The organism is Echinicola sediminis, assembly GCF_054777495.1.
Genome location: NZ_BAAHAP010000018.1, coordinates 61742 through 77875 on the forward strand (window position 1 = coordinate 61742; position 16134 = coordinate 77875).

Genomic DNA, 16134 nt, shown 5'->3' on the forward strand with positions numbered 1-16134 from the left:
AAGTGGCTCAATTTTAAGCCTGTTTGAGGGCATTTTTTGGAGCTTAAATGTGCTCTTTTAGAAACGAGATTACCTCATGGATGCTGCCGGTTTCCTTTTCAAAATCTGGTCCCTGTACTTTGAAAAGGGCAGGAGAAGAGGAGGCTGTTATTTTTATGCTTTCCGGTAGTTCCAGATGGTTTTTTTCCAAAGCAAGCTTTAACCACTGCGAGATTTTTGATGGGCCTTCGATATTTTTGTACTGATAGGAGCTGAACGGCCTGATTTTACCAAGTTCAGGGTCAAAGGTCAGTTGATGGCCAGGAATAAGCCGGTTGATGTCTCCGTTTATGATCAGGTCCTCTGGTGGCCCAACCAGGAGTTGTTCACCACATTGCATGATCCAAAGTTCATCGGCTGTTTCAATGGCAATCTCCAAATCATGGGTGATGACCAAAATGGACTTGCCTTGCCTTTCAGTGATTTCCCTCAACAGATGCATGATTTCGTAACGGTTGATCAGGTCCAAATGGGCCGTTGGTTCGTCCAAAATGATCAATTCTCCGTCCTGTGCCAAGGCCCTGGCGATCATGACTTTTTGCAGCTGTCCGTCGCTCACCTCCGAGATTAATTGGTCTTTTAGGTAATGAGTTTTGGTGACCCTGAGGGCTTTGTCTACTATGTTTTGGTCTTCATCGGTAAGTTTTCCCAGCCAATTGGTGAAGGGGGTTCTTCCCAGGCTTACTAGCTGGTGGACGCTAAGGTTTCCCGCTGAAACCTTGTCCGTAAGCACTACACTGATTTTTTTTGAAATGAATTTTGTTGAATGGTTTTTGATATCGGAGCCCAGAAAGTCTATTTTTCCTGAAAGACTGGGGATTTGTCCCATAACAGTCTTGATCAAAGTGGATTTTCCCACCCCATTGGGGCCGAGTAGGCAGGTCAACTTCCCCTTTTTTAATCCAAAGGAGAGGTCTTCGGCTACAGTATGGAAAGATTTACCCTTTCTGTATCCTATGCTAATTCCTTTGCCTTGTAATATGTTTGCTTCGTTTTCCATCAAAATTCACTGACAAAGTTTCTCTTTAAAATTAACCAGATGACCAAAGGGGCACCGAATAAGGAGGTGATGACATTTATTGGAAGGGTCTCTGCGGAGCCAGGCAACTGGCTGATAGCATCACTGATCAGCAGAAAAGTGGCACCGATCAAGGCTGAAGCAGGGAGAAGGACTTTATGGTCTCCGGTGCGGAATATAATTCTGGCCAAATGCGGGACGGCAATGCCGATAAAGGCAATGGGACCGCAGAAAGCAGTGGCACTGCCGGCCAGAAGTCCGGTGCTGAGGATCATGGTCCATCGAAGTGCATTGATGTTTACTCCCATACTCATGGCGTACCTTTCTCCCAAGAGCATGGCATTGTATGATTTGAGCATGGCAATTACGGGGAACACACCAAGAAGTGTGGTTAGTCCAAGGATCTGCAATTGACTTCCGCTGATTCCACCGAGGCTTCCCATGGACCAGATGGTAAAAAGCTTTAAATCTTCGGCATTCCCGAAATAAGAAAGGACACTGACAACTGCTCCTGAGGCACTGCCAAACATCAGTCCAATAATCAGCAGCGTGGTGCTGTTTTTGACCTTCCAAGCGGTTAAGCTCATCAACAATAGCACTAATATGGCTCCGAGGCTTCCGGACAGGATGATTCCCCATATTCCCCACGTCAGGTAATTTCCGGAATTTCCCGTCAGCGACCAGCCAAATGCACTGCCGCCCAAAATAAGCACAGCAACTCCCAGTCCGGCACCTGAGCTGATTCCCAATACATAGGGGCCTGCCAATGGATTTCGGAAGAATGTTTGCATCTGAAGTCCGCTGATGGAAAGGGAAATTCCCGCTAGTATCGCCGTAAAAGCCTTGGGGATACGGTATTCAAAAAGGATGGTGTTCCAGCTTTCCCTGGCAAATGCTTCCCCGTACAAAGCTCCAATTATTTCTTTTAGGGGGATATAAATGGAACCTATGGAGATATTGGTCACAAAAAGTGCTAAAAGTAATAAAAGTCCCAGAAGGATTTTTAGGCTGATATGCAATTGTTTATTGTTCAATGGGCCGAGTTATTTTAATCTCTCGTAAAAATAAGGTTTGTAGTCCGGCAATAGCTCCGGATGAAATATTTTTATGAGGTCTTTAAGAATAATGTCGGGTCTGGTGTATCCCAGCTCAAAGTATTCCAGGCCACCGGTGGCCCCGCGAGTATTGGCAAACGTGTAGACATTTGCTTCTTGAAATGCTTTGAATTTAGTGTATCGGCTGTCAGCGTTTTTCATTTGATCCAGGGTGGAAAATTCAGCCGTGCTGATCCAGATTTCGGCATCCAATCCTTTGTCCAAAACAAATTCGTAATTGAGTTGAAGGCTTCCGGAATGTTCTTGATCTTTGAATATATAATCCGCACCGGCATCTTCCAAAAATATGGCCCCCCAGTTATTGCCTGCAGGGGCGTACCAGATGTCCTTGTACATATTGCCACTGATCACGGAGGGGAGGTGTTCAAGGTCTCTCTGTTTAACGGTTGTTTTGAGATTTAGATAGTTGTTTTTGACCTGTTCAAACCTTTTAATGGCTTCATCAAGTGTTCCTGTCAGGGCTCCGGTGAATTTTATCCATTCCGCCCGGCCAAGAGGATGCTGTTCCATGTAGTCGCCGTTGATCACTGCGGGAATGTTGGCTTTGTCCAATAACTGCAGGTCTTTGAGGTTGTCCCCTAAGGTGGAAATGACCAACAAGTCAGGTGATATGTCGATGGTTTTTTCGGAGTTGAAATTAGCTCCCCCGCCAAGTTCAGCGACTTTCCCCTGTTCGATAAGTTGCCGGACAGGCTTGGAGGATATCAGGTCACGGTTGGGGAAGGCGACAAGCTTTTCAGCCAAGTCCAGTTCTGTTAAATGAGGGACCTGGGTGGTGGATGTGAGAATGATTTTGTGGATTTCCAGAGGGATACTTGCGTTGAAGTACTCTTCCGGCTTTGTAGCGCTGCTGGACTCCTGAACATAATAGCGGAAAGGCTTGTGGTCTCCTGGGAAGCCATGGATGACTTCTACAACCTTATAGCCTTCCCCTTGGAAAATTTTAAAGCCAAGGGCATAGTCCAATTTGATTTCCTGAAGAGATTCATGGCTGTTTTCTTGAGGTGTCCGTGAACAGCTTAGGGACAAAAGGGCGATAAAAATAAAAAGGAGTGATTTTTTCATTAAATAAACACAGCTTACATGCCTAGTGATTTTTTACCAAGGTTTCAACCCGCAATGGATTTGCTATTGCATATTTCGGGTCAAACAGATTTGAAATAGAGATCCCAAATCAAAGGTCAAAAATAAGCTGAGCCAATGTATCTTCCAACTCCTTAGAAAAATACCCCCATTTTGATGGATGCTCTGTTGAAGATAAACCTGTTTTTGTGAATAGAGCGGTATCCGGGAGGAAGTGAATTGTTGGAAATGTTGTTGCCGGGATCCAGCACTCCTTGGTATTCAGAAATGACCTGTCTTTTGTATCCAACGGTCAGGCTGATCCGGGCTTTTTCTTTGGTTTTCATCAATATCCCAAGGCTAGGGTTCAATAGAAACCCTCCTTCTGTCCAGTGGGTTCGGGAGTCTTTTTCAAACAGTGCCGCTCCTATTCCAATGTCCAGTCCGGCCAAGGGCAAAAATTTTCCGTTTTCCGACAAAATGCCCCTGGCTCCAAGAGCTATAGGGATGATTTCCGTTTGGTGGTAGGTGTCCAGCCCGGTGGTGAAGCCAAGCCGTAGCCATTTGTTGGCTTTTACACCATTAAAAGTCTGAAAGCTAAAGGAGGCGTGTCTGCCGAATTTTTGGTTGCTCTGAAGCAGCCCCACTTCGGTATGGTTGGTGAAGGGAAATGTCTGAGCACAGACACTCCCTTCAAAAAATAGCAATAACACCACTAATGAAACAATCCAACATTTACCTAGAAAAATAAAATGACTCATCGATTACTTAATTTAATAAAGCTGCTCTCTTTCTATTTCAATACAACTTAGCTGTTTGAGCTGGTTGGGTGTGCTATAATCGTATTGGCAGATGGTGTTGCTGCCAATTACAATCAAAGACTTTGGTCCTGGAATAAGGTCTATGGCATTAAGGTTTTTGAGGTGCTGCATTTGATTTTGGTCAATGTTCATCACGTCATTTATTTTATAGCTCTTCAGCCCAAACTCTCCCTCACAAACAAAGAGGCTCTCTCCCGCCAGGCCCAGTCCATGCGGATTTTGCATAGGGTATGACTTTAGCAATTCGGGTTGGGAAGGATCAGAAATGTCCAGGACCTCAAGCAGGTCTGCACCTTGCTGGCACAAGTTGCCGCTTCTCAAAGTAACAAAAGCATGTTCATCATTGGCCACAACCGGATCGCAACTGGTCAGGTGGGCATAAACAGAAAGCATTTCGGGTGCTGCCGGAGAAGAGATGTCATAGATGTGCATTCCTGTGGTCGATCCGATAAAGAGCTTGTCCTTAAAGGGGAAGATGGTTTCTATCCCCCATCCCAGATTGATCTTTTTTATAAATTCCGGGTTATCTTTTTCGCTGATGTCAAAAAGTCTCAAGTCATAGTCATCCACGGTGTAGAGGTGCTCATTGGCCAAGGTAAAACGGGCCAGAGAACCTCCCTGCCCATAATTATTGGCGCCGTTTCTTACCGCATCAAAGGCTATGGATTCGAGCCAAAAAATAGGTCCATTCCATATTCTTTGAGGTTCCGTGGTGGAGATCACCGTGTCCTTAAATATCATAAAAGTCCCTGCTGCGGGATTGGTGTAATAACTCATGAAAACGTCTTCAATCCGCTTGGAGAGGGTAACATGGAAGGGGGTGCTTATATCAAATGCCAATAAGTCAATATAACTATCGACATAGAGGATGTCATCATTGATGGCCAAATCAGCGGTTCCCGGGATTTCTATGAAGCTGATATTTTGAGGGCTCGATGGATCACTGTTGTCAATCACGTGGATTCCTTCCAGTGGTTCACTTACGAACAAAAAATCCTGATAGGCATAGATTTTCCCGGTTTCACCAATGGTTTTTGCAGGAACCTGTCCTACATTCATTTGCCTGAATACTTCGGCATCCATATTCACCGCCACTTTTGTGTGATAGGTAAAGGTGCTTTCTATTTGGTCTTGACAGCTTGAGATACCAATGAAGATGATGAAAAATAGGATCAATTGGCACCAAATGCCTTTAGGAAGTGGAGACTGTCTCATGGCTAAGGGATTATTTGGTTAAAGCTTTTTTCCTTAGACGTGGAACAGCCTCCGTGTGCTACACTATATCCTTAAAAAAGTTGGTTTTTTATATTTAAGCTTATAGGTCCAATATGCTTTTCATGTGTCCTTCGAAATTTTCAAAAAGGTAGATGTAGTTTTTTAGAATATTCGAAGTGAGGTTGTCCTCTTCGTTTTCTGTGTACACGGGAGTTGCCTTTATTCGGCAGATGATCATGTCCAGCCAGCCTTTGCCATCATCAATCAATTCTTCATCAAAGGCATCCAGCGTGACGTCCCGAGAGCCGGAGTATTCAGGGCGACCTTGCCCTTTGAAATATTCAGTCATGGTATTTAATGCCATTTCATGAGTTACCTCAAATGACCGGTGCAGATGTTGTTCTAGCTTGGGATTTAAACCTTTCAGTTTGATTTCTTCAATGACATCCTGAAGTTCCTTTAGCGAATTGGAGAAGTCTTCAAAGCGCTTCTCGCAAGTTATTGGCTGGGCTTTCATAGTAATCTCGTTTTTCTAAAAATACAAAATTCCACTAAAAAAGCACCGGAAATTTCCCGGTGCTTATAATTTAATTTGTGTCTAAATTGTGCTTATCTAACGCTGTAGGATTGTCTGAAGGGGCGCCCTCTTGGTGTAAGTCCCTCTACCACAAGCCTGCCGCTATACTCTTCAAGGAACTTTCCGATCTCTTCAGGGTCTTTTGCCGGTTCACCGTTGATTTCGGTAAGGATAAAGCCATTGCCCAGTCCGAGTTCATTCAGGTAGCCTCTCGAGAGAGCGGTGATTTTGATACCGTAGTCGATTTGCATTCGGTCTTTTTCCACGGTATTGACGGCCTCCAGTCTTGCTCCCAGCAAGGCAGAAGAATAGAATGCCCGCTTTAAGACCCCGGTCCCTCCTTCCAGGTTCTGTAAGGTAAGCTGGGTGCTTCTTTGCTGCTTGTTCCGGTTATAGGTTACAGTGACCCTGTCCCCTGGGTAATAATAGGAAAGGGCCTCTTCAAAGCTGCCTTTTCCGGTGACTTTCACGCCATTAATGGCTTTGATGACGTCATTGACTTTGATGCCTGATTGTTCTGCGGCCCCATTTCTGATCACATGGGTCACCACTACTCCATCCAAGGAACTCAGGTCCATTTCTCGGGCAAGCTCGGGAGTGATTTCCGCTGCTTCTATGCCCGGGATGGCTTTCTGGACTTCACCATATTTGATCAGGTCATTGGCTATTTTGGAAGCAATGTCCACGGGTACCGCAAATCCGTAGCCAGTATATGACCCTGTTCTTGAAAGAATGGCCGTGTTGATGCCCACTAGCTCCCCTTTGACATTGACCAGGGCTCCTCCAGAATTGCCGGGGTTGATGGCGGCATCCGTTTGGATGAATGACTCCAATGGGAAATCCCCGCCAAGTATATTGATCTGTCGCTCCTTGGCCGATACTATCCCCGCAGTGACCGTGGAGGTAAGGTTAAAGGGATTGCCAACTGCTATCACCCATTCTCCGATTTTTAGGTCCCGGCTGCTGCCTTTTTGTATAGCGGGCAAACCTTCTGCTTCAATTTTCAGGACCGCTATGTCTGTATTGGGGTCTGTTCCAATGAGTTTTGCCTGATAGGTTTTTTTGCGGTGCACCACTTCAAGTGTTTCCGCATTTTCCACCACATGATTATTGGTGATGATGTAACCATCTTCACTGAAAATGACACCAGATCCAGTGCTCACTCGCTGGCTGGGCCCACCCTGTGGACCAAAGAAGAGGTCAAACATGCCGTATCTCCTGTAATCCGTTCCAGAGAAGTTTTTGATAAACACCACCGATCCCGTGCTTTTTTCAGAGGCTTCCACAAAGGATATAGGAGGCATATTGGTGGTTGCTGACCTATCATCTTCCATGTAATTGACCTGTCTGGAAATATTGGTAGGTGTATACCCCTCCTCAAACGATATAGGAGCGTCTTCTACCAAAAACTGCTGGTATGTCCACGCTCCGAGGAGGCCAGCCATAAATGCCAAGACGAATGTTTTAATGCTTTTTTGCATATGACGAAATTTTTATACCAATCAATTTACGGTCTATTCACTTTTTGGATAATACCTTTAACATTTTTTAATAAACTTCACTTTTGATACCAAGGCATAGTATTAAGAAAGCTTAACCTAAGCATCAAGTAAAACCTGTCCAAGTAAGTGCCAGTTTTTTTGAGGGTGAAAAAGTGACAAAAAAACAAAGGAAAAGTCTTTGAAGCTTGTAAATTTGTCAGCTTATTGAGAAAGCTTTTACTGAGCTAAAGAGACAAATCGTCTTATCGCAGAGAAATCAGACATCGATGTCAAATAAAAAGAGAGTGGCCCTTCTGGGATCCACAGGAAGTATAGGGACGCAGACGTTGGAGGTGATTAGAAGCCATGCTGACCGTTTTGAGGTAGAGGTGTTGACCGCCCAGAATAATGTCGACCTGTTGATTGAGCAGGCTTTGGAGTTTAGGCCAAATGCAGTTGTGATCGGCAATGAGTCGAAGTATCAAGGGCTGAGGGAAGCACTCGATCCGCATTTTATCAAGGTGTATGCCGGGGAGAAAGCGCTTTCCCAAGTGGTGGAGATGGAGAGCATAGATATTGTATTGACTGCGCTGGTAGGGTATTCGGGCTTATTGCCAACCATCAGTGCAATCAATTCTGGAAAGCAAATTGCCCTGGCCAATAAGGAGACATTAGTGGTGGCGGGGGAGTTGATTACCCGGCTGGCCAGAGAAAAAGGAGTAAACATCTATCCGGTGGATTCCGAACATTCCGCTATTTTTCAATGTTTGGTAGGGGAGTTCCATAATCCAATTGAGAAACTTATCCTGACGGCTTCCGGAGGACCTTTTAGAGGAAAAGACAAGAGCTTCCTGGAAACCGTTACCAAGGAGCAGGCCCTAAAACATCCCAATTGGGACATGGGGGCCAAGATCACTATCGACTCGGCCTCATTGATGAATAAAGGGCTCGAGGTGATCGAGGCAAAATGGCTGTTTGGTGTTGATCCTGATCAAATCGAGGTGGTTGTTCATCCCCAATCCATTATCCACTCCCTGGTCCAGTTTCAAGATGGAAGCATGAAGGCACAACTCGGTTTGCCGGATATGCGTATTCCTATTCAGTTTGCTTTGTCGTATCCGGACAGGTTAGTGTCCGATTTTCCAAGGTTTGATTTTATGCAATATCCTTCCTTGGACTTTGAAGCTCCGGATAGCAAGACCTTCAGGAGCCTGCAACTGGCCTTTGACGCTTTGGCAAAGGGAGGGAATGCTCCTTGTGTGCTTAATGCTGCCAACGAGATCGTTGTGGCTGCATTTTTGCGGGACGAGGTAGGGTTCTTGGAAATGTCCGATATTATTGGTGAAACAATGGGAAAAGTGGATTTTGTCAGGCAGCCTTCCCTGGAGGACTATATAGAGACTGACAAAAAGGCAAGAATAATAGCAGAAGAATTTATTAAGATTAAACAATAAAGTATGGATACGTTGATTATGGTGGGTCAGCTTTTGCTGGGCTTGTCGATTCTGGTGGGGCTTCATGAAGGGGGACATATGTTGGCCGCAAAGCTCTTCGGAATGCGCGTGGAGAAATTTTCTATTGGTTTTCCTCCCAAGATAGTAGGCTTTAAGTACGGAGAGACAGAGTATTCTTTAGGGGCAATACCCTTGGGGGGATTTGTGAAGATCTCCGGTATGGTGGATGAATCGATGGATACCGAGCAGCTGGCTTCCGAGCCCAAACCGTGGGAATTCAGGGCCAAGCCTGCCTGGCAGCGGCTGATAGTGATGCTCGGGGGAATAATCGTCAATGTCATTACCGGAATCATCATATTTATAGCGCTTACCTATGACCGTGGAGAAACTTATTTTTCCAGAGAACAGGTCATTGAGCATGGTATTGTAGCGTATGAAATAGGGCAGCAGATCGGGTTTAAGGATGGCGATAAAGTGCTGGATGTAAACGGCAAACCTTACGAAAGCCTGGCCGATCTTTCCAGTGGAGATGTGTTGTTAAGCGAAAATGGCTACTACACCGTAGACAGGGACGGGGAGATCATCAAAATTGATATCCCGAGAGGATTTATCAACTCCTTCTCCAGTCAGGAGAGCATGTCCCAGTTTATTGATATCGGTATTCCATTTGTTATTGTAGAGGCCACCAAGGGAAGTCATGCGGAGAAGTTGGGGCTGCAGCAGGGGGATAAGGTCCTGGCGGTCAATGGAGAGAAGGTAAGGTATTTTTCTGATTTCCAGCAGCGGCTGGCAGATAACGCTTCCAGCCAAATTGATTTAGCCTATGAGAGAAATGGACAGCGTAAAGAAGGAAAGCTGGATGTATATGAGGATGGTACCATCGGTGTTATGGTGGATCCCTTGATCAAGCCGGTAAGAAAAAGCTATACTTTTGGACAATCCATAGGTAAAGGGACAGAAAAGGCATTCAGTGTAGTGATCGTCAATGCCAAGGCATTGGGTAAGATGTTTACAGGGGAGGTGTCCACCAAGAATGTCAGCGGCCCTATAGGTATGGCAAAGATCTACGGAAGCAATTGGGACTGGTTGAAGTTTTGGAGTATCACCGGGCTTATTTCCATGATCCTGGCCTTTATGAATTTATTGCCCATCCCTGCTTTAGATGGAGGGCATGTAGTGTTTTTACTTTATGAAATGGTATCCGGAAGAAGCCCTTCCGAGAGGTTTCTGGAAAATGCCCAAAAAGTGGGCATGGTGCTGCTACTGGCCTTGATGGTGTTTGCCATAGGGAACGATATATTAAAATTGTTCACCGGAGGATAATAGAAATGGTGACTTGGATGAAGAAGGGGTAAAGTAATTTTTGCCCCTTTTTTTGTCGATCCTTTAAAACCTGCCAATTTGCCCCTTTTTTTATATTGGCATATCCATTGAGTTTAGTAGAGGAACCTTTGTTATTTCAAGGTTCTTCTTTTATTTTAAATCTAACTATGACAAAATAACAGTCATTCTCTATATGAACAAAAACAATAGTTCGCTATTTCAGTCATTAATCATGGGGGATTTTGCCGGAGAAGGAGATCTTATCCAGCTGATCACTGATGATGAGGGCGATGACCAGGCCCAACTAGAGGATTTCAAGGAAGAGATTCCTATCCTCTCAGTTAGAAATACGGTTCTTTTTCCAGGGGTGGTGATTCCTATTACCGTTGGAAGGGAACGTTCTATCAAATTGGTTAAAAAAGCCCAAAAAGGGGATAAAATGATCGGGGTTTGTGCCCAGATCAATCCCAATGTGGAGGACCCTTCATGGGAGGATATCTACCATGTGGGGACCATAGCGAAAATTGTGAAAATGATCGTGCTACCCGATGGGAATACCACCATTATCATACAGGGGAAAAAGCGCTTTAAGATCAAGGAGACCCTCACTGAGGATCCATACTTCCAGGCAAAAGTAGACTATTTGGAGGAAACTTTTCCAAAAGGAAACAAGAAGATCCAGGCATTGGAGGAGTCTCTCAAGGATGCCGCGGCAAAGATCCTGCAGTTAAACCCAGAGATCCCCCGTGAGGCACAAGTGGCACTTGACAATATTGACAACACGGCCTTTTTGACCCATTTTCTTTCTTCCAATATCAATGCCTCTGTAGAGTCCAAGCAAAAGCTGCTGGAAATCAATGACGGGCTGGACAGGGCTACCCTGTTGCTGGAATTCATGATGAAGGACATCCAGATGCTGGAGCTTAAGAGTGAAATCCACAAGAAGGTTCATACGGACATCGATCAGCAACAACGGGATTATTTTCTGCGGCAGCAAATGAAAATTCTCCAAACAGAACTGGGAGAAGAGGGGCCGGAAAAGGAAGTGGAAGAACTCCGGCTAAAGGGAAGCAAGAAAGGCTGGCCTTCCGAGGTGGCCAAGCACTTTGATAAAGAGTTGGACAAGATACTCAGGATCAATCCTTCTGCAGCGGAGTATCCTATTGCCCTGAATTACGCAGAAGTGATGGTGGAGCTGCCCTGGAATGAATTTACCGTGGATAACTTTGACCTGAAAAGGGCCAAGGAGATTTTGGATAAAGACCACCATGGCCTTGACAAGGTCAAAGAAAGGATCATCGAGTACCTGGCGGTGTTGAAATTAAAGCAGGACCTGAAAGGGCCGATTCTTTGTCTTTATGGACCTCCCGGTGTCGGCAAGACCTCATTGGGCAAGTCCATCGCCAAGGCACTGGGTAGAAAATATGTAAGGATGTCCCTTGGAGGCCTTCATGATGAGGCGGAGATCAGGGGGCATAGGAAGACCTACGTCGGAGCCATGCCGGGTAAGATCATCCAGAATATGAAGAAGGTCAAGACGTCCAATCCCGTTTATGTATTAGACGAGATTGATAAACTAAGTTCTGATTTCAGAGGGGACCCTTCATCGGCATTTTTGGAGGTGTTGGATCCTGAGCAAAACAGTGCCTTTGTAGACAATTACCTGGAAGTAGACTATGATTTGTCCAAGGTGCTGTTCATCGCTACTGCTAATTCACTGGAGAGCATACAGCCGGCTTTGAGGGACAGAATGGAGGTCATAGAAGTGACGGGCTACACCATGGAGGAAAAAGTGGAGATTGCCAAAAAGCACTTGATTCCAAAACAGCGCAAAGAGCACGGGTTAAAGGCCAAGGACATCAACTTTGACCGGTCTGCCATCGTGAAAATCATTGAAGATTACACGAGGGAATCTGGCGTCAGGAACCTGGAAAGACAGATAGGTACCGTGATCCGAAACGTAGCCAAATCCATTGCCATGGAAGAGGATTACCAAAAGAAAATCACCCCAGCCATTGTCAGAAAGACCTTGGGCGGCGAGATTTTTGATAAGGAAATGTATCAGGACAACAGCGTGGCCGGGGTGGTTACGGGACTGGCCTGGACATCCGTAGGGGGAGAAATCCTGTTCGTGGAAAGCTCTTTGAGCAAGGGGAAAGGAAAACTGACCCTATCAGGTCAGCTAGGAGATGTGATGAAGGAATCAGCGATGACGGCGATCTCTTATTTAAGATCCAGGGCGAGCAAATACGGTATCGACCACCGGATCTTTGACCAGTACGACTTGCATGTCCATGTTCCGGCAGGAGCGGTTCCAAAGGACGGCCCTTCTGCAGGCATTACCATGCTGACGGCTTTAGCATCCGTGTACACCCAAAGAAAAGTGAAATCCAAAGTGGCCATGACCGGTGAAATCACCCTTAGGGGCAAAGTGATGCCGGTAGGAGGGATAAAGGAAAAGATACTTGCGGCCAAAAGAGCGGGTATCAAAGAAATTATTCTCTGTAAGCGAAACCGTAAGGATATTGAGGAAATCAGTCAGGAGTATGTGAAAGGGGTAACTTTCCACTTTGTGGACAATGTAGAAGAGGTGTTGGATATTGCCTTGCTAAAATCCAAGGTCAATGAGCCAATGGACTTTACCTTTGACAACCCTGTCCAGACTGCCCAAGCCTAAAAGGTAAACTTGGATAAAAAAGTGACTAAGAGAAGAAAGCTATACAACCTTTGTGGAGGAAAGCTTGTTTTGTAGGAGTAATTGGTTGGTATAAGATTGATCTTAATTGGTGGAATCAGCTATCAGGAAACGGAGACAAAGTGGTCAAACAGGTAAGTTTAGATGATACTTTGGAGCCGTTAGAGAATGAACTATTGTATGCAGAGAAGCTTTATGAGATAATAAAGGCATGAACTCAAAAGGATGAGGAACAATAATTGATTCAGATTGGTCTGATTTCTTGAAATGGAAATAATATGAAAGAAATAAATAATTTGACCCCGAGGCAGATTGTCCATGAACTGGATAAGTACATCATCGGGCAAAATGACGCCAAAAGAAACGTAGCCATTGCGCTGAGAAACAGGATCAGAAGGATGATGGTGAAAAGTGAGCTGCAAAAGGATATCATCCCGAACAATATCCTGATGATAGGCTCTACAGGGGTGGGTAAGACGGAGATCGCAAGAAGATTGGCCAAGGTGGCCAATGCCCCTTTTACCAAAGTAGAAGCTTCGAAATTCACGGAAGTGGGTTACGTGGGAAGGGATGTGGAGAGCATGGTGAGGGATTTGGTGGAACAGGCCATTAATTTGGTCAAGGAAACCAAAAATGAAGAAGTAAAGGAAAAAGCGGCTGAGAATGTAGATGATATTCTGTTGGATATCCTGATTCCTCCAGTAAAAACGCCCAGCTTTTCAACCTCAAGAAACAATGACAACGGTGAATTTGATCCTGAGAAGGCTTCAGAACAAGAGCTGAACGAAAGGACAAGGGAGCGTTTCAGGGAAAAACTGAAAAACGGAGAGCTTGAAGAAAGGAAGGTAGAGATCAATGTCAAGCAATCTTCCTCCGTGGGAGTTGGTATGATCGGTAATGGAATGATGGATGATGCCAGTATGGCAGGCCTGCAGGATATGCTCAGCGGGATGATGCCAAAGAAGACCAAAAAGCGTAAAGTAACCATTGCTGAAGCAAGGAAGATCCTCATGGAAGAAGAGGCCTCTAAGCTGATTGATTTTGATGAAGTAAAAGAGGAAGCGATATTTTTGGCCGAAAACAACGGAATCATATTTATCGATGAAATTGACAAAATAGCATCCAAAAGCAGCAAAGGAGGCGGCGGGCCGGATGTGAGCCGAGAAGGCGTGCAAAGAGACCTTTTGCCCATCGTAGAAGGAAGTACCGTAAATACCAAATATGGATTGGTCCATACGGATCATGTGCTCTTTATCGCAGCTGGAGCCTTCCATGTCAGCAAACCTTCGGATCTAATTCCAGAGCTCCAGGGACGTTTTCCGATACGGGTCGAGTTGGACAGCCTTAGCCAGGAAGACTTTTCCAGGATCCTAAAGGAACCCAAAAATGCCCTGACCAAACAGTATCAGGCGCTCTTTGGGGCGGAGGAAGTATCCTTGGAGTATACCGATGAGGCCATCGAAGAAATTGCCAGGATTGCCTTTAAAATCAACGAAGAGGTGGAAAATATCGGAGCCAGAAGGCTGCATACAGTAATGAGCCATTTACTTAATGACTTCCTGTTTGATGTGCCGGATACCATTCAGGCCAATGCCAAAATCATGATAACCAAAGAAATGGTGGAGGAGAGGCTGAGTTCACTTGTTCAGAACAGGGACCTGTCCCAGTATATATTGTAAAGAGAAAATTATTAGGGAAGCGGATAGCTTCCCTTTTTTGTCAACTGAGTATGGGAGATTTATATGTTTTAACCGGATGTAGCAAAGGCCTGGGGAAGGCCATCATGGAGGAGTTGCTAAGGGACGAAGCAAATTTTGTCGTGGGGATCTCCCGGACGCCCATGAAATCCTCTGGCAATTTCACCCATGTTGTCACCGACTTGGAGAATCCTTCTGACCTGGTCAGCAAACTGCCGGAAATATTTCCCAATGGAAAGTACAAAAAAGTAGTGCTGATCAACAATGCAGGCTGGATAGGGGATATTGCACCTCTGGGAAGGCTAAGCCCTGAGGGGATAGCTAAAATCCAGCTGGTCAATGTGGTAGCGCCGGGAATTTTGATGAACGAGTATGTCCGAAGATTTGGGGAGTTGGAGGTTGAGAAGATGGTGGTAAATATTTCTTCGGGGGCGGCAAATAAAGATATGGATGGCTGGTCAGGGTACAGCAGTTCCAAAGCTGCTTTGAACAGAATGACGGGTGTTGCCCAAAGAGAGAGTGATCAAAATGGCTATGGGATAAAATATTTTGCCCTGTCTCCGGGAATTGTGGATACCCCAATGCAAGAGGATATCAGGGCAGCGAATCCTCAGGACTTCAGTTCTTTAAAGAACTTTATCTCTTTCAAGGAAAATGATGAATTGGAAGCTCCTTCTTCAGTGGCGAAAAAGGTGACTTACCTGATCGACCACGTTGAAGATTTTGAGGAGGTATTGCAAGATGTGCGAAAGTTTTAATTGTTAGCTTTGTTTTTGGGGAAATCATAAAACCAAACCTTTGCATTATCGGCAGCAATCTTATCCCAATCGTCCACGTCAAAGGTAAAGCCAAACTGTCCGCAGGTTGGAAGGTTTTCAATGTCCCCGCCTAAATCATCTATGATGTCATTTAAGCCCGGATTATGTCCAAAAACGAAAGCGATGTCTTTGCTATTGGGGAGATTTCGGACCGTTTTTAGAATTTGGTTGGACGAGGCATGGTAAAGCTGGTTGGTATAGGCTACTTTAGCTTTTGGGAAACCCAAGTGGTCTGCGGTGATTAGTGCGGTGGCTTTGGCTCGTTCGGCGTCTGAGGAAAGCATATGATCAGGAGAAATGTTTTTCTTTTTTAACCTTTCTGCCATCCTCGGGGCATCCCTTAGTCCCCGTTCTGCCAGTGGTCTTTTGTGGTCATCCAAGAACGGATTGTCCCAAGAAGATTTGGCGTGTCTGTAGAATATTAATTTTTTCATATGTTTAAGATACTAAAAAAACCTGTTTGTTTTTTGGAGTAATATTTTTACTTTAAGTCTTCATTTAACCACTAACAATTTAAATTATTATGCTTACCGGAAAAGTGAAATTTTACAATGAAGCTAAGGGATTCGGTTTCATTATAGACGATGAATCCCAAAACGATGTTTTTGTACATGCTACGGGGCTTGTAGATAAAGTCGAGCAGAATGACAAAGTATTCTTTGATGTTAAAGAAGGGAAAAAAGGATTGAATGCTATAAATGTTAAAAAAAGCATGCAGTAAGTTCAGCCATTTTTGAAAAAAAAAGAGAGCACTTAATGAAAAGTGCTCTCTTTTTGATTTTAATTGTTCAAGAAAAAGAAAACCAAGGCCGCTCCAAG

Annotated in this window: 14 protein-coding genes; 6 read left to right on the plus strand and 8 right to left on the minus strand. The window is 44.9% G+C overall.

What is annotated here, in order from left to right; all coding sequences use genetic code 11:
* Positions 1-43 precede the first annotated feature (43 nt).
* From ACYVAA_RS06870 to ACYVAA_RS06900, 7 genes are all read right to left on the minus strand, one after another.
* Entirely contained in the window at positions 44-1039 is a 996-nt protein-coding gene (locus ACYVAA_RS06870; RefSeq protein WP_460539852.1) for an ABC transporter ATP-binding protein, read from the minus strand.
* A complete protein-coding gene (locus tag ACYVAA_RS06875) occupies positions 1039-2091 on the minus strand; it encodes an iron chelate uptake ABC transporter family permease subunit (RefSeq protein ID WP_460539854.1) in 1053 nt (350 codons plus the stop codon). The genes ACYVAA_RS06870 and ACYVAA_RS06875 overlap by 1 nt, the downstream gene beginning before the upstream one ends.
* A 9-nt stretch (positions 2092-2100) precedes the next feature.
* Positions 2101-3237 carry an ABC transporter substrate-binding protein gene (locus ACYVAA_RS06880; RefSeq protein ID WP_460539856.1) on the minus strand — a complete coding sequence of 379 codons (1137 nt, stop codon included), beginning with the start codon at positions 3235-3237 and terminating at the stop codon, positions 2101-2103.
* A 152-nt stretch (positions 3238-3389) separates the two neighbouring features.
* On the minus strand, positions 3390-3995 hold the full coding sequence (locus ACYVAA_RS06885) for a hypothetical protein (RefSeq protein WP_460539858.1): 606 nt from the start codon (positions 3993-3995) through the stop codon (positions 3390-3392).
* A gap of 12 nt (positions 3996-4007) precedes the next feature.
* A complete protein-coding gene (locus tag ACYVAA_RS06890; protein WP_460539860.1) occupies positions 4008-5270 on the minus strand; it encodes a hypothetical protein in 1263 nt (420 codons plus the stop codon).
* A 100-nt stretch (positions 5271-5370) separates the two neighbouring features.
* Entirely contained in the window at positions 5371-5787 is a 417-nt protein-coding gene (locus ACYVAA_RS06895) for a nucleotidyltransferase substrate binding protein (RefSeq protein ID WP_460539862.1), read from the minus strand.
* 92 nt (positions 5788-5879) lie between these two features.
* Complete coding sequence (locus tag ACYVAA_RS06900; protein ID WP_460539864.1) at positions 5880-7328, minus strand: S1C family serine protease; 1449 nt, start codon at positions 7326-7328, stop codon at positions 5880-5882.
* 287 nt (positions 7329-7615) lie between these two features.
* Here ACYVAA_RS06900 and ACYVAA_RS06905 point away from each other — a divergent pair, with 287 nt between their 5' ends.
* From ACYVAA_RS06905 to ACYVAA_RS06925, 5 genes are all read left to right on the plus strand, one after another.
* On the plus strand, positions 7616-8782 hold the full coding sequence (locus ACYVAA_RS06905) for a 1-deoxy-D-xylulose-5-phosphate reductoisomerase (RefSeq protein WP_460539865.1): 1167 nt from the start codon (positions 7616-7618) through the stop codon (positions 8780-8782).
* A gap of 3 nt (positions 8783-8785) precedes the next feature.
* Positions 8786-10105: a M50 family metallopeptidase gene (gene rseP, locus ACYVAA_RS06910; protein ID WP_460539867.1), complete on the plus strand. Its 1320-nt coding sequence runs from the start codon at positions 8786-8788 to the stop codon at positions 10103-10105.
* 193 nt (positions 10106-10298) lie between these two features.
* The gene (gene lon / locus ACYVAA_RS06915; RefSeq protein WP_460539869.1) at positions 10299-12782 is read left to right on the plus strand and encodes an endopeptidase La; all 2484 of its coding nucleotides are present in this window, start codon (positions 10299-10301) and stop codon (positions 12780-12782) included.
* A gap of 296 nt (positions 12783-13078) precedes the next feature.
* Complete coding sequence (gene hslU / locus ACYVAA_RS06920) at positions 13079-14479, plus strand: ATP-dependent protease ATPase subunit HslU (RefSeq protein WP_460539871.1); 1401 nt, start codon at positions 13079-13081, stop codon at positions 14477-14479.
* 50 nt (positions 14480-14529) lie between these two features.
* A complete protein-coding gene (locus ACYVAA_RS06925) occupies positions 14530-15255 on the plus strand; it encodes a Rossmann-fold NAD(P)-binding domain-containing protein (RefSeq protein WP_460539873.1) in 726 nt (241 codons plus the stop codon).
* Here ACYVAA_RS06925 and ACYVAA_RS06930 read toward each other — a convergent pair.
* Positions 15252-15749, minus strand: a complete 498-nt coding sequence (locus ACYVAA_RS06930; protein ID WP_460539875.1) for a SixA phosphatase family protein — start codon at positions 15747-15749, stop codon at positions 15252-15254. The genes ACYVAA_RS06925 and ACYVAA_RS06930 overlap by 4 nt on opposite strands.
* Positions 15750-15838: 89 nt before the next feature.
* Here ACYVAA_RS06930 and ACYVAA_RS06935 point away from each other — a divergent pair, with 89 nt between their 5' ends.
* Positions 15839-16036, plus strand: a complete 198-nt coding sequence (locus tag ACYVAA_RS06935) for a cold-shock protein (RefSeq protein WP_460539877.1) — start codon at positions 15839-15841, stop codon at positions 16034-16036.
* Positions 16037-16134: the final 98 nt, after the last annotated feature.

Excerpts from the sequence above, each read along its gene's own strand:
- ACYVAA_RS06935 (WP_460539877.1), top strand. The coding sequence starts at position 15,839 with ATGCTTACCGGAAAAGTGAAATTTTACAATGAAGCTAAGGGATTCGGT.
- lon (WP_460539869.1), top strand. The coding sequence starts at position 10,299 with ATGAACAAAAACAATAGTTCGCTATTTCAGTCATTAATCATGGGGGAT.
- ACYVAA_RS06885 (WP_460539858.1), bottom strand. The coding sequence starts at position 3,995 with ATGAGTCATTTTATTTTTCTAGGTAAATGTTGGATTGTTTCATTAGTG.
- ACYVAA_RS06870 (WP_460539852.1), bottom strand. The coding sequence starts at position 1,039 with ATGGAAAACGAAGCAAACATATTACAAGGCAAAGGAATTAGCATAGGA.
- ACYVAA_RS06930 (WP_460539875.1), bottom strand. The coding sequence starts at position 15,749 with ATGAAAAAATTAATATTCTACAGACACGCCAAATCTTCTTGGGACAAT.
- ACYVAA_RS06900 (WP_460539864.1), bottom strand. The coding sequence starts at position 7,328 with ATGCAAAAAAGCATTAAAACATTCGTCTTGGCATTTATGGCTGGCCTC.
- ACYVAA_RS06905 (WP_460539865.1), top strand. The coding sequence starts at position 7,616 with ATGTCAAATAAAAAGAGAGTGGCCCTTCTGGGATCCACAGGAAGTATA.
- hslU (WP_460539871.1), top strand. The coding sequence starts at position 13,079 with ATGAAAGAAATAAATAATTTGACCCCGAGGCAGATTGTCCATGAACTG.
- ACYVAA_RS06925 (WP_460539873.1), top strand. The coding sequence starts at position 14,530 with ATGGGAGATTTATATGTTTTAACCGGATGTAGCAAAGGCCTGGGGAAG.
- ACYVAA_RS06890 (WP_460539860.1), bottom strand. The coding sequence starts at position 5,270 with ATGAGACAGTCTCCACTTCCTAAAGGCATTTGGTGCCAATTGATCCTA.
- ACYVAA_RS06895 (WP_460539862.1), bottom strand. The coding sequence starts at position 5,787 with ATGAAAGCCCAGCCAATAACTTGCGAGAAGCGCTTTGAAGACTTCTCC.
- rseP (WP_460539867.1), top strand. The coding sequence starts at position 8,786 with ATGGATACGTTGATTATGGTGGGTCAGCTTTTGCTGGGCTTGTCGATT.
- ACYVAA_RS06880 (WP_460539856.1), bottom strand. The coding sequence starts at position 3,237 with ATGAAAAAATCACTCCTTTTTATTTTTATCGCCCTTTTGTCCCTAAGC.